The sequence below is a fragment of the Paenalicyclobacillus ferrooxydans genome (genome assembly GCF_001399675.1).
GTDB lineage: Bacteria > Bacillota > Bacilli > Alicyclobacillales > Alicyclobacillaceae > Alicyclobacillus_B > Alicyclobacillus_B ferrooxydans.
The window spans coordinates 1-13,806 of the sequence record NZ_LJCO01000005.1 but is presented as its reverse complement, the minus strand read 5'-3'; the positions used below and the strand labels follow the sequence as shown (position 1 = coordinate 13,806).

At 50.3% G+C, this 13,806-nt stretch carries 12 protein-coding genes and 1 pseudogene; 1 reads left to right on the top strand and 12 read right to left on the bottom strand.

The annotated features are described in order from the left end of the window. Positions 1 to 168: 168 nt before the first annotated feature. The 9 genes from AN477_RS00160 to AN477_RS00120 all read right to left on the bottom strand — a co-directional run bounded on the left by AN477_RS00160 (position 169) and on the right by AN477_RS00120 (position 11,001). The gene (locus AN477_RS00160) at positions 169 to 570 is read right to left on the bottom strand and encodes a hypothetical protein (protein ID WP_157061732.1); all 402 of its coding nucleotides are present in this window, start codon (positions 568 to 570) and stop codon (positions 169 to 171) included. A gap of 108 nt (positions 571 to 678) precedes the next feature. After that, the gene (gene fdhD, locus AN477_RS00155) at positions 679 to 1,509 is read right to left on the bottom strand and encodes a formate dehydrogenase accessory sulfurtransferase FdhD (protein WP_054967170.1); all 831 of its coding nucleotides are present in this window, start codon (positions 1,507 to 1,509) and stop codon (positions 679 to 681) included. Positions 1,510 to 1,728: 219 nt separating this feature from the next. Next, positions 1,729 to 2,193: a helical membrane plugin domain-containing protein gene (locus AN477_RS00150; RefSeq protein ID WP_054967169.1), complete on the bottom strand. Its 465-nt coding sequence runs from the start codon at positions 2,191 to 2,193 to the stop codon at positions 1,729 to 1,731. Positions 2,194 to 2,196: 3 nt separating this feature from the next. Next, positions 2,197 to 5,199 (bottom strand): formate dehydrogenase subunit alpha, encoded by a 3,003-nt coding sequence (gene fdhF / locus AN477_RS00145; RefSeq protein ID WP_054967175.1) that lies wholly within the window; start codon positions 5,197 to 5,199, stop codon positions 2,197 to 2,199. Positions 5,200 to 5,480: 281 nt separating this feature from the next. Next, positions 5,481 to 6,947, bottom strand: a complete 1,467-nt coding sequence (cshA, locus tag AN477_RS00140) for a degradosome RNA helicase CshA (RefSeq protein ID WP_483823600.1) — start codon at positions 6,945 to 6,947, stop codon at positions 5,481 to 5,483. A gap of 451 nt (positions 6,948 to 7,398) precedes the next feature. Further along, positions 7,399 to 7,683 carry a ferredoxin family protein gene (locus AN477_RS00135; RefSeq protein ID WP_054967168.1) on the bottom strand — a complete coding sequence of 95 codons (285 nt, stop codon included), beginning with the start codon at positions 7,681 to 7,683 and terminating at the stop codon, positions 7,399 to 7,401. After that, a complete protein-coding gene (locus AN477_RS00130; RefSeq protein WP_054967167.1) occupies positions 7,680 to 8,984 on the bottom strand; it encodes an FAD-dependent oxidoreductase in 1,305 nt (434 codons plus the stop codon). The genes AN477_RS00135 and AN477_RS00130 overlap by 4 nt, the downstream gene beginning before the upstream one ends. A 90-nt stretch (positions 8,985 to 9,074) precedes the next feature. After that, complete coding sequence (locus AN477_RS00125) at positions 9,075 to 10,154, bottom strand: electron transfer flavoprotein subunit alpha/FixB family protein (protein WP_083485792.1); 1,080 nt, start codon at positions 10,152 to 10,154, stop codon at positions 9,075 to 9,077. Positions 10,155 to 10,167: 13 nt separating this feature from the next. Beyond that, positions 10,168 to 11,001 carry an electron transfer flavoprotein subunit beta/FixA family protein gene (locus tag AN477_RS00120; RefSeq protein WP_211265929.1) on the bottom strand — a complete coding sequence of 278 codons (834 nt, stop codon included), beginning with the start codon at positions 10,999 to 11,001 and terminating at the stop codon, positions 10,168 to 10,170. Between the two features lie 239 nt (positions 11,002 to 11,240). Here AN477_RS00120 and AN477_RS00115 point away from each other — a divergent pair, with 239 nt between their 5' ends. Continuing rightward, positions 11,241 to 11,801 (top strand): HXXEE domain-containing protein, encoded by a 561-nt coding sequence (locus AN477_RS00115; RefSeq protein ID WP_054967166.1) that lies wholly within the window; start codon positions 11,241 to 11,243, stop codon positions 11,799 to 11,801. 124 nt (positions 11,802 to 11,925) lie between these two features. Here the strand turns inward: AN477_RS00115 and AN477_RS00110 are convergent, their stop codons facing one another. From AN477_RS00110 to AN477_RS25335, 3 genes and pseudogenes are all read right to left on the bottom strand, one after another. After that, a complete protein-coding gene (locus tag AN477_RS00110; protein ID WP_054967165.1) occupies positions 11,926 to 12,501 on the bottom strand; it encodes a MerR family transcriptional regulator in 576 nt (191 codons plus the stop codon). 134 nt (positions 12,502 to 12,635) lie between these two features. After that, on the bottom strand, positions 12,636 to 13,481 hold the full coding sequence (locus AN477_RS00105; RefSeq protein ID WP_054967164.1) for an endonuclease/exonuclease/phosphatase family protein: 846 nt from the start codon (positions 13,479 to 13,481) through the stop codon (positions 12,636 to 12,638). A 33-nt stretch (positions 13,482 to 13,514) separates the two neighbouring features. After that, positions 13,515 to 13,806: pseudogene (locus AN477_RS25335) on the bottom strand (hypothetical protein); the annotation flags it as partial.

Genomic DNA, 13,806 nt, shown 5'->3' with positions numbered 1-13,806 from the left:
TTGCCTCCAGCTTCCTCCAGATCCCACCTCACGGTCGGCACCCTTGCTCTTGGCTAGCGGTTGGTAACAGCCAACCTCCGCAGCGGACTTGCACCGCCAAGTTATCGCCCATGCCGGGCGCACCATGGCGGGGGCGGCTTTATAAGCCGCCCCTTCAGTCACCCCGAATTAGTGGTGTGTGAAATAACTCATTGCAAGCGAAAAATCGTACTGAATCTGGTTCTGCAAATGGGTGATCTGTTGACTGATGAAGTTTAAGCTGGCGCGGATACCGGATAACTGAGTGGATTGTTGCTGAAGCATATGTGAATTCGCTGCAGTAGTCTGATTTAATTGATGGATGGCACCTGAAACATGAGTCATCCATACCGCCATCACGACAATCAAGAGAACGGCTGCGATACCTGCTATCCAACGGCCGGGATGCGACTGTCGTGTTGGTTGCTCAATCCAGACTTCCCGGTCTTGTCGCTCACCTGGCAGATGACCACCACCAAGCCGATTCGGATCCGTCTGAGCATTTGGGCCGTCCGACTTCGCCACTTTGACCAATCGGTACTCGTGTTTCATCTTTTCGGTCCCCTTTCTGTAACGAGCTGAAGCTTCTGCATTCAACTCCATTACACTATAGAGTCCGAAAGGAGTTATCGTTTTGTGACTGTCCACAGCCAAATTGGGCTACTGGCTCTCCTCGGCTCTTCCATCGATGACACGCCAAGGGTGGGTGTACACATTGAAAGAACCGTTGCGAACAAAACCGATAGCGGTGATATTGAGCTCATCAGCAATGTCGATTGCAAGTGACGTTGGCGCTGATTTCGCAAGAACAATTGCAGCGCCGATCTTCCCGACCTTCAGAACAACCTCTGAGGACAGACGGCCACTAAAGGTGATGACCTTGCCGTCAAGGCTCACACCCGCCCGAACGGCGTGTCCGTATAGTTTATCCAGTGCATTGTGACGACCGATGTCCATTCGGGTTTCGATAATCCCATCCGAATCACACAGACTTGCGACGTGAACCCCTCCCGTCTCCTGAAACAGGTTCGCCGAGTCTTCCATGTGATTGACCAGAGTCAGCACATCAAGCGGTGAAAGTTGAGTTTTATCTTCAACCCGCTTTGCGGTGTGGACATCATTGTAAAAATAGAACGATTGCCGACTCTTTCCGCAACACGATCCGATGTATCGTTTATTGTAGAAAGCCTGGTTGAAATTCACGGTGGTGGATGTCTTCACACGAGCCTTACCCGCATGGAGGTTTACCGTCATGTCTTCTAACTGACGGATGTCCCGAATCACGCCTTCGGAGAACAAAAACCCAATCACCAGATCGTCGAGATGCTCCGGTGTACAGACAACCGTTGCCATCTCTTGATCATTGACGAAGATGGTGAGTGCATATTCAGTTGCAATCGCGTCTTCCAACTCCACTTTGGACTCTCCCGTGTACCGCACGATGGTTCGCTTCGTACTGACCGGAAGGTCCCTTGTGAATGGCCGGTTCACAGCCAATTTCCTCACCCCGCTATGGAACTGCTCATAAATCTTACCCGAAATTCATATCTGCAAGTCTCATCTAGAAACTTTCCAAGATAACATGGAAGAGACCGGCCCCTGAGGGTGTCGGTCTCTGTATTTTACCATATTACACAGCTGCTCCTTCGGAACGGTCCAACGCCTGTTCAACTTTTGCCGATTTACAGAGATACTGACGGGAAGACGAAGTCACGGATTTAGATTTTGCAGGTGTTCTCCCATGGATTTGAGGACCGTCAGGATGGCTGAAAAGGCACGGCTGACATCTGGATCGCGAGATGCCTTTAAGACATCCCAGATCCCTTTAACTTCCAGTCCGTCGTGCCCGATGTGATTGAGTCCGTTAGAGATACCCTGCATCGCTGCTGTCAGTGCATCTGAGTTTACACTTGTCACTGCTTGACCTAAGCCGACAATACTCTTTACCGCTTGCACTGCTGCTGGTTTGGCGGCTTCATCGGCTAACACTGAAAGCAACGCGTTTCGCTGCTCCACAACGCTGATGAAGACATCAAGCCAGCCTGCGTTGTCGAGTGCCTCACATAAGCGGACGACCTTTTCGACAGCCTTTGCCTGTTCGGCCCCTCCGGGGAGAGTGACCGCCTCATCGTTTCTGAATACCTCTTGGGGAACGGTGGATAGCGGTTGCCCCATCTGTCAGTCAGCCCCCTTTGTGGAATCCTCATCTGTCACCGGTGTCTTCACAATCGGTTGGTAGTCCTTGCGCGCCCACTTCTGTTCCACTTGGACGCCAGGCAACGGATTTTTATGCCCGAGGCGGTAGTTGCCCTGCTTCATCGGTGATGGCCCTTTCTCATTCAGAACCTCCATTCGCACGGACACTTCCTTGTAAGCCGGTGTATTTGTGTTTCTGTCAGTTGCATTCCCCGTCAGGTAATTGACTGCTTCCTCGTGCTTCGACGAGTTCATTGGGAGGTACAATTCCTTTCCCTGAACACGGTCTGTCACCACAGCTCTCACTCGCACCGCACCGTACTGAGAGACGATTCGAACCAGCGTCCCATTCTCAACCCCACGCTCATAGGCGAGTTCTGGGGAGATTTCAACATAGGTCGTCGGAACCTTTTTTGCGATCCCGCTCACTCGATATGTCAAATTTCCTTCATGGAAGTGTTCGAGCATCCGCCCATTGTTTAAGTGAAGGTCGTACTCCGATGGGTCCGTCCAGCAGACCGGCTCAAAGAACTGTGTCGGGATGAGTCGAGCCTTCCCGCCTTCAAGCGGGAAGTCATTCATGTACAGAAGCGGCGAATCTGAGCCGTCGGGACGTACAGGCCACTGCAGGCTCTGATATCCTTCAAGCCGATCATAGTAGACCCCCGCAAACATCCCCGCTGCGGCAGCTGCTTCAGCCATAATCTCACTCGGGTGTTGATAGTCCCAAGTTGCCCCCATGCGCCTCGCCATTTCAAGAAGGATCCGCCAATCTGGGCGGGATTCGCCAAGCGGATCGAGCACCTGATACAAACGTTGGATACGCCGCTCCGTGTTTGTGAAGGTACCCTCTTTTTCAAGGCTCGGACTGGCAGGCAGAATGACATCGGCGTATTGTGCCGTTTTACTGAAGAAGACGTCCTGGACGACCAGAAACTCAAGTTTTTCAAACGCGGACTGCACGTAGTTTGCGTTCGCGTCAACAAGTGTCATGTCTTCTCCCATTAGGTACATCGCACGAAGATTTCCTTCGTGAATCGCGTCCACCATCTGATGATTGTTGAGCCCTCTTTCAGTCGGCAGCTTCACATTCCAGTGCTTCTCGTATTTGCTGCGAATGGCTTCATCCGCAACTGGCTCATAGCCAGGGAATACGTCCGGGGCACAGCCGAAATCACCTGCTCCCTGCACATTGTTATGCCCACGGAGTGGATAGGCCCCCGTCCCCGGGCGCCCAACCTGACCTGTAATGAGAAGCAGGTTGCAGATGGCCGTGCTCGTTTCACTTCCGCCGACATGTTGGGTGACACCCATCGCCCAAAGAATACAAAACCGCTTAGAGTCTCGAATCATTGTTGCTACTTGGATGAGTTGCTCTTGGGAGATACCTGTCACTGCAGATGCGTGCTCAAGTGTGTACTGTTCAAGGGAAGGCAAATAGACCTCGAGACCGTTGACTCTGCTGTTCAGAAACTCCGCATCATGCCAGCCCTGATCGACAATGTACTTGGTTACCGCAGACAGCCATACCAGGTCTGTGCCTGGATTTGGATGAATAAAAAGATCAGCTCGTTCAGCCATATCATTCTTGCGCAGGTCCGAAACAATCAACTTTTGTCCGTTTTTCTTGTGCGCGCGACGTACCCGCGTAGACAGCACCGGATGGGACTCCGCCGGGTTGGCACCGACAATCAGCACTAGGTCTGCCTGTGCAATGTCTGAAATTGAACCGGTATCACCGCCGTACCCCATTGTCCTGCGCAATCCAAATGTGGCCGGCGCTTGGCAATAGCGAGAGCAGTTATCGATGTTGTTGGTGCCCATGACAGCCCTGGCAAACTTCTGCATCAAGTAGTTTTCTTCGTTGGTGCACTTGGAGGATGAAATGCAGCCAATCGAATCCGGCCCGTATTCACTACGGATTTCCCTCAGTTTGGAAGACACGTAATCAAGGGCTTCGTCCCAGGAAGCGGTTTCAAAGCGATCGCCACGGCGGATGAGTGGGTGCAACAACCTGTCCTGACTGTTCACAAAGTCCCAGCCGAACTTGCCTTTCACGCATGTGGAGATACCGTTTACCGGTGCTTCAATGTGCGGCTCAACCTTCAGTATTTTTCGCCCTTTGGTCCAGACATTAAAACTGCACCCTACACCGCAGTAGGTGCACACGGTCTTTGTCTTTTTAATCAATGACTCTCGAAGTGTCGATTCTAACTCAGACACTGCAAAAACGGGCCCATAGCCAGGTTCCGTTTGCTTTACAAAATCAATCATTTTCTCTTTTGTAGCCGGTTCGATGCCTGTCATGATGCCAGCTTCGCCGAGCATTGATTTCTCCATCAGCGCATTGCATGGACACACCGTGACACAGTGGCCGCAGGACACGCACGATGAGTCGTTAATGGCTGCATCGTTATCCCAGATAACCCGGGGTACTTCTCTACTCCAATCAATGGACAGCACTTCGCTCACCTGCAGGTTCTGGCAAGCCTCGACGCACCTCCCGCAAAGAATACATTGGTCAGGATCATACCGGTAAAATGGGTTAGAGTGGTCAGCTTCATACGGCTTTTTCTGAAAGGGGTAGGTTTGGTGCTCGACCTTCATCATTGAAGCTGTGTTGTGAATCGTACAATTGCCGTTGTTGTTGTCGCAGACCGTGCAATACAGCTCGTGATTGCCCAAGATCCTGTCCATCGCCTCTTTGCGGGCCATGTCGGCAGCAACCGCTCTCGTGCGGACTGCTAACCCTGGTTTTGCCGGCAAAGAACAGGCACGAACGAGTGCTCCACCTGCCTCGACAATACACGTATCACAGGTCTCGATGGGGCCAAGAGACGAATGGTAGCAGACCTGTGGTAACTCGATGCCTGCAGCATTCAACACTTGAAGAACTGTATCTCCATCACGAGCCGTTGCCTTTTGCCCATCAACGTTTATCGTGAAGGTCTCCAAACGGGCATTCTGGTCACCGCCGCGCGCCATCCGGTCTTCAGCAGTTGCCACACCGATCACCCCCCTCATTAATTTTATGAAATTTCTGTTAATAACCAAAATTATAGTGCAGTAAATTCCGTGCAACAACATGCTTGACGGAATTGCCGATGAATTTGACAGGAGGACAACGGCCCAGGCGGCCTAGACTTTGCCTCAGCAAGGAGACAGTGCAAAACGAAACACTGAAGCTGTCTTAGCCGCCTATAACGAATGGGTCGATGGCCTGTACGCGTACGCTCAATCACAAACCGGTGAGCGTGCACTGGGCACTATTTCTCTCGTCGAGAGTCTCTCCCTGATGCATCACGGTTTCGGTAATGTCTCGATTCACGGGCTTGCGGGTAGCCATGGAAGCGGCTGTCCCTGCGCTGGTTCCCACCGCCAAAACGAGGCGGTTTCTTAACCCGGAGCGGCTTTTCCTCCGTCAGTGTAATTGGGATCTCCCGATTCGTCTTCGACATGGCTCGCAGTGCCGCCGACACGAGCAAAATCGAGTCATATTCCTCGAGCAGCTCTTCCGCCATAATGCGGTAACCACCTAGGTCATCTTCGTTCACGACCTTCATGAGCTGTTCCATGGCCATGCGTTGCATGCCCATTCTGGCTTCCGTTACCGTGGGCAGTGGACGCCGTTCAATGCGGCGTTTCGTAACACGTTCAATTTGATGCAGATGTTCGATTTCGCGGGGTGTGACAAAGGTCGCTGCCAACCCAGTCATGCCAGCCCTCCCCGTTCGGCCGATCCGATGAACGTAACTGTCTACATCCTGCGGCATGTCGAAGTTGAAAACATGGGTTACACCGGATACATCGAGACCTCTCGCAGCGACGTCCGTCGCGACCAGGACTTCAATGCCTCCGTCGCGGAATTTACGCATGACTGCGTCCCGTTGCCCCTGGCTCATATCACCATGCAAACCATCTGCTAGATAACCCCGCGTTTGCAGCGCGCCCATCAATTCATCAACACGGCGTTTGGTACGACCAAAGATAATCGCCAGTTCCGGATTCTGGATATCAAGCAGTCGAGTCAACACATCTAACTTTTGCCGCTCATGAACCTCGTAGTAAACCTGTTCAATCAGCGGTACGGTCACTTCCTGTGCCTTCACTGCAATGTGTACAGAGTCGTGCATAAACTTCTTTGCCAGCGTCTTCACACCCGGCTTCATCGTCGCCGAGAAGAGAAGAGTCTGCCGCTCTCGTGGACATTGATTCAAAATCCCTTCAATGTCTTCGATAAATCCCATATCGAGCATTTCATCGGCTTCATCGAGCACGGCCATTTGAACGGATTGAAGCTTGACAGTCCCTCGATTCAAGTGATCTATCAAACGTCCTGGAGTTGCAACGATGATATGCGGCCGATTTCGAAGAGCCCGGATCTGCCGCCCGATATCCTGCCCGCCATAGATAGATAACACTCGAATCGATTTAAAACGGCCTACTTTGGAAATTTCCTCTGCAACCTGAATGCAGAGCTCTCTCGTGGGAGTCAGAACGAGTCCACCAATTTCCGTGTTTGATGAATCAATTCGCTCTACCAAAGGAATGGCAAACGCGACTGTTTTTCCTGTGCCGGTTTGGGCCTGTCCAATCAAATCACGTCCTTCCAGTGCAACTGGAATTGTGTCTGCCTGAATTGCTGTAGCCGACTCAAAACCCATCTGTTCTAAAGATCGTTTGGTTGCATCACTGAGTTCAAATTCATTAAATAACGTTGCAATCGCCTCCACTATGTCCGAGCTAAAAAGGGAATGATACGAATGGTCTCTAACAGAATTTACTGTTCCCTGCGACCTGATACACATTACGAGGGTTCCTTCGCCCACCTGTCGAAAAGATGTGGAAAATTCTTTGTGGATCAGATTGCTCCGGGACTATCGATGATCAACCAGCATTTCCAATCATAACAGACGAATCAAGAACTGGAGCTATCCATCCCGATTTGGACACTCTCTCTAGTTGGTCGCCGAGCCAGAAATCCGAGGTGACACCGGGGCTGGTACTGAAACCGGATCGCATGAAGAAAATCCCATCACTTCCGAGTCCGGATTGTTGCAAGACCGATTTGTTCACGTCTGCCCAAAGCACCCATTCCATGTCTTGTGCCTATGTAAACGGCCAGGCAATCGTACCAAAGGTAGGCGGTCACCTGGCCAAGTTGATATGGATTTCTCACCTGCATTATCCGTATCGGTAGGTAATCCCATAGCCACCTTTCGGGTACACCCATTCGATATTGTAATATGGACAGGCTAACCGACACGTCCCGCACTCAATGCAGTTCTCGTATGCTACAGAGGTCATTCGCTCTACATCGTGCCACAGATAAACGTCAGAGGGACAGAAGTGATTGCACGGCTTGTCACGGCAATTTTCACAGACATTGTGGTCGGTAATAATCAGGTGGGACTTGTCATCCGCTTTATACCGAATGGTGTAAAGCCGCTCTTCAATAGTCTGACTCATCCATTCATCGCCCTCCAACCTTTAATGCCTAAACGAAGCAAATCAAGGTTGCCGCCCGCAGCGTCGCGCAAGAGACGCATGGCCATTTTTTGTTTGTCCTTTTTCGGTACTCCGTCAACCAACAGCATTTGATAAATGGCTTCGTTCAAACTCTCCGGCAGCTTGTCAAACAACTTCTCCGAATCACCAAATCCCAACAAACTGTGCACACCGCGATATTTTTTCAAGTCCTTGTGAACAAAAGAGGCCCGGATAGCTGTGTTGTAGTCATCAAGAGTACCAAATGAAAAATCCCCTCTAAGATGTGCTGCAATTGCGGTTTCCCCGGCTAGTCTTCCTGATGTGACTGCCAGGTTCGTCCCTTCGCGATGAACCGCGTTCACCATTTGTGCTGCGTCGCCGCATATCATCCAGCCGTCTCCAGCGAGCGGCGGGATGGAATCAAATCCTCCTTCCGGAATCAAGTGGCCGGAATACTCTTTCACCTCGCCGCCCTGAATCAGCCGTGAAATCATTGGATGGCGTTTAATACTGTCTAACACCTCATACGGTTTGACGCGCTTTTTCTGCAAATCGCTGACCATAACGCCAACTCCGAGGGATAAGGTGTCTTTATTGGTATAAAGAAACCCCAAGCCAGCCATTTTGCTCATCTGGCCAATCAGTTCAATTGTACAACCTTCATTGTCCTCCAAGTTGAAGCGATCTTGAATGGTCTGCTTCGGTAACGAAATAACTTCTTTCACTGCAAGTGATACCTGATCGGGGTTCCATTCCCGGTGAACCATCAGTGATTTCCCGAGCAAAGAGTTCACACCGTCAGCAATGATGACAATGTTTGCGTAGAGGTCTCCGTCAACTCTGTCGGTTCGAACCCCGACCACTCGGTGGACGTCACGCAACAACTCGGTCACCACGGTTTCGTAAATCGGAACCGCACCCGCCTGCTCCGCTTTGCTTGCAAACCACTGGTCAAACTTCACACGCAGTCCCGTCCAACAGTTCGGCGGGTCTTGGAATCTTCCATCTCGAAAGGCGACCTGAAATGTGTTATCTTCTCCAAGAACCCATAATCGCTGTTCAATAATCGTGCGTTCGAGTGGAGCTTCTTTCCAAAACTCAGGAATGAGATCCTCTAACTGCTTGCGATACAGAACACCGCCAAAGATATTTTTTGCACCTGGAAACTCTCCTCGCTCAATCAACGCAACTTTTAATCCTGCTTTGGCTATCGTGTAGGCTGCTGCGGTGCCAGCAGGACCAGCGCCAACCACAATGACATCGAACCGTTCATCTGCCATCGGACTTATCTCCTGTCATAAGGAATTGAGGTTCCTCCACCGTAAACGGATGGAATGGTGTTACCCACTGATGGCTAGGAAAATCAGGGTTTAGTATTTTAATAGCTGGAGTCGTTCCAACTTACGCGTTCGAACGGCTTGTATAATTGCAGGTATAATCTGAAACAAATCACCAACAATAGCATAATTTGCAATCTTAAATATTGGTGCATTCGCGTCTTTGTTGATAGCGACGATGTACGAAGAATTCTGCATTCCAACGACGTGTTGAACGGCTCCTGATATGCCGATAGCGAAGTACAATTTTGGCCGAACAGTAACTCCAGTCTGACCTACTTGGTGGTCATGCCCAATCCAGCCCAAATCAACCACCGCACGCGATGCTCCTACGACACCCCCGAGTTCGTCTGCCAACTCTTTTAACATCTCAAAGGCAGCCGGACCGCCAAGACCTCTCCCTCCGGCAACGATAACCTCTGCTTCGGCTAAGTTGACGGACCCCTTTGTCTCCAGAAATTCAATCATTTCCGTTGCGATTTCGCCAGGGTCCATCTGAGGTGGAACCTGGATGACTTCACCCGTTCGCGTCGTATCTCTGGGCAATTGTTCAAATACCCCGGCACGTGCCGTTGCCATTTGCGGTTTAAACTGTTTGCACAGAATCGTGGCAAGCATCTTCTCAGAAAAGGCCGGACGACTCGCCAACAGTAAGCGTTCTTCATCTACGTCAAGCTGCGTAGAGTCAGCTGTCAGACCAGTTGGTAAATGCGTAGCAATAGCCCCAGCGAGATCGCGCCCTGTATTGGTGGCACCCATGAGAACAATCTCAGGTTTATACTTTCGAATGACATGCAAGCAAACCCGACTGTAGGGCCTGGTTCTGTAGTGCTCAAGCTCCTTGGAGTCACAAACATAGACCTCATCAGCTCCGTGATAGATGGACTCCTCGGCTAACTCTGAAACCTGCCAGCCAATGACGAGGGCCATGACCTTCACATTCAGTTTAGCGGCCAATCTGGTCGCCTCCCCGATGAGCTGCCACGACACGGGTTTTGCCTGCCCATTACGCTGTTCAACAAACACCATTACACCCCTGTACGAAGACCAGTCGATATCACCTTCGGGCTGCAGGCCAATCATGGGTTTTCGCTTTCCAGTCCGTTCTGCCATTTCTTCTGCCTCCTCAACTCCAGCCGAGTTTCTGCGGCAATTCAGTGGCATACAGTCGATTCAGTAAATCGGTTGCCGCAGCAACAACGTTTGCGGAGTCGACGTACTCGGTGTTCACCTGTTTTGGCTCGGGGACCCAAGTCTTGGAAACGATGGTTGGAGAGCCTTTCAGACCAATTTTCGAACGATCCAGGTTTGAAAAATCATTGGTGGTCCAGACAATCGGCTTGTACCGTGCTGCCCGCAGGACGCCAGGTAAACTTGCGCGCCGAGGCCGGTTTAGGATGTCAAGTGCGGTAATGAGTACGGGTAATCGGGCTCGAACACGTTCCACACCATCCTCTAGATGACGGCGAACAACAACCTCTTGTTTTTCAATATCTAAACTTTCAAATAATTCTACGTAAGTTAATTGGTCCATATCGAGTCTGCAAGCAATCCCCGGACCTACCTGTCCTGTGTCACCGTCAAGCGTTTGTTTCCCACAAAAAATCATGTCGACAGGACCCCATGTATCCTCTGCTTTTTGAATCGTTAGCGCCAAAACATAGGAGGTCGCCAACGTATCCGCACCGGCAAAGGCTCTGTCACTGACGAGAACGCCTTCGTCAGCCCCCATAGACACACACTGGCAAAGAGCTTTCTCTGCAGACGGCGGACCCATTGTAATCACCGTTACACGAGCGCCAAACTCGTCTTTAATTCTTAAGGCCTCCTCAAGACCATGCAGGTCGTAGTAGTTTACAATTGCTGGGACACCTTGGCGGATCAACGTATTGGTTTTTGGATCAATACGGATCTCACGACTGTCTGGGACCTGTTTGATACACACCACAATATGCAGCATTTCTCCCCCTCCTCTCTCGCAAATGGCGGAATGAGTCGAAAATATGTTACATATATACGTTACAACGAGTCTGAAAATAACAGGAAACCGCAGGATAGAAGCCGCTCTTCGAATAGACTTGACCCCGCATATCATCCCAATTCCACCTGGACCAGATGCTGATTCATGGATGATTTACCTGTAATTCACAAAGATTCATTTATATAATGGTGATCATTCTACCAACTAGGAGGCCCTATATGGTCGCTCTTTTATCCAGACGACAAAACTGGGCAAAGGCTTCTCCGGTGCTTGGCATCGCCGTGGCTGTCTGGCTCTGCATGACTTTTCAACCCAGTCAAGCAATCTTCTGGGCACTTGTAAACATCCCGCTGTATCTTTTCCATCAAACTGAGGAACATTTCTGGCCGGGTGGATTCAAGGATTATATCAATCATGTCTTATATGAGTTACCAGACGGAGAGGAACGTCTAACTGACGGTAAGATCTTTTGGATCAACATCATCTTCGTTTGGATCGCCTTTATTCTGTTTGGACTCTTGTCTTTATATCATCTCGGGTTCGGTCTGCTGATCATTACCTTCAGCATGATGAACTGTTCGACACATATTGAACAGGCAATCCGTCGAAAGAGATGGAATCCTGGACTGGTGATGGCGAGTGTACAAATGCTTATTTCCATTTATGCCGCCTATTTTATCAGCACCTACGGACTGACCGATAAGGCTTCTTGGTGGACAGGAACGATTTTGTTTTCAGCTGTCGTGCATATCATTTTGTACCGATTTATCATGCCGTGAGATAATTCATAGAAACGAATCTATCGACATGACAAAGCCCTGTCTCCGAAACTCATGACAGGGCTTGCAAATCCAGCATAGGCGTATATCTTCCTAACACTGACGGAAGGCAACGTAACGTATATCACTTTCCAAATTTCCACCACGGCTTACGTTCCTGTTCATGACTTGCTGCCACTTCATCTCTTACGGCTTGTAACTCGTGGGTCAAATGCTGTTTTAAGCCATCCATTTCAGTTTGGAGTTCAGCCCGTACTTCTTCGCGTATGACCCCGCGCACATCTTGCACGATCTCTTCTCTCGCTGCTTGCCAAAATTGCCGACTAGCTCGAGTGACAATGGCACTCAAATCATCAGGATACCGGGGCTCGATATCAGTGCTCTCCTCAGAGGCTGCAATTTCCGACTCCGCATATCTGCTGTCTTCATCGTCTGACACACTGTACATGTCGTAGACCATTTGCGCGATATGCGTTATGACCATACCCGTCTCATCGCTTAATCGTTTCATTTCGATGAACAGAGTGATGTCGTGATCACAGTACCTTCTATCCCGACCGTTAATCGTCTGAAACTCATAATTGCACTCACTGCTCAACACCTGAGCATATTTTCGAATCATCTGATTTGAGATGTTCGCCATATCAGCGGCTTGTTTTGTGGTCCATCTCGGTAAAAATTGAAGGTCGCTATCAGTCATATCTATCACCTCATAACAACCATACGATGGACCACATGTCGATAACTGTTTGTTTCTGCTGTCGTCCCGAAATTTGTTATACGACAGGTTCAGGAACTGCCAGTGGGTGACTGGTTTTCAGATCCACTGTTACTTCAGACAGGCACGCGCACAGTTGCTAGTACCGGCCGGTGATCCGAAGCCTTATCTTCGGGTACAGCGCTTGCCTTTATTACCTCGACTTGCGGGGTTACCATGACGTAATCCAGTTGCCATTTTGGGTGATCAGCCGGGAACGTGTAGCAATCATGCTGACAAGACCCCAATGTGTTCCGATAATCCTTGAACAACGGGGCGAGTTCGAGTTGGCCAGGCGCTGCATTAAAGTCCCCGAGGACAAATTGGGTATCGGGACGCTTTGCCATGATCTTCATCATCTCAGAAACCTGAATTTCTCGAATGCGTCTGTCGTCCCGGTAATCGAGATGTGCGTTATAGACCGTCACCGGCTTGTCATCCACCTGAATGACCGTCTCGAGGAAGCCAGGCAATTGCTTCGGCGAGGGATTCGGCTCCTCTGTGGAGAGTCTGGTTTGCAGATGGCTGTGAGACGCCAGAATGGGATAACGAGACAACACTGCTACGCCGCTTTGCCTTCGATTTTTCGAGCCGTCTGTCGGAGCAAAGTCGTATATCGGCGCGTATGCATAGTGCATGTGGAGATTCCGAGCGAGCCTTCTGACTTGGTCCTCATAGTGTGACCGCTCACTATAATGCACGTCTACCTCTTGCAGGCCAATGATATCGGCTTGTGATTGACGGATCACCTTCGCGGTCCGCCTTAGATTGTAGCCTTCGGCTCCAACACCGAAGTGAATGTTGTAGCTCATCACTTTGATGGGTTGGCTATAATGTTCGGTTCGGTTTGCTGCAGAAACCGAAGTGGGGCAAGCCATCAAAACCCATGCACAGATTGCGACCAGCCATCGTTTTTTCAACACCAGAACCAACCACCTTCTCGAAACTATCCTGCCCTAAGGACCCGCTTCCAGATTTGCATAGTTTCCCACAGAAGAGTCGGGTATCATACGCGGATTCCCACAAAATGCTGCCGTACAAGTCACTTGTGACACCGAGGTGGTTGGTGGTTTGGAACGAATATGGCGAATCGCGACCTGAGCCGGTAACACTACTTGTGGTACGGTTCCCCCCGTCTTACTAAGTAGTAAAGCGTCGTCATAGTCGAACCAGAAGGTGATTTTCTTAATATCCTTCCGATTGGGTTCGACTTCAATTTTCTTTATAACCGCTCGTATCAGGGACTTC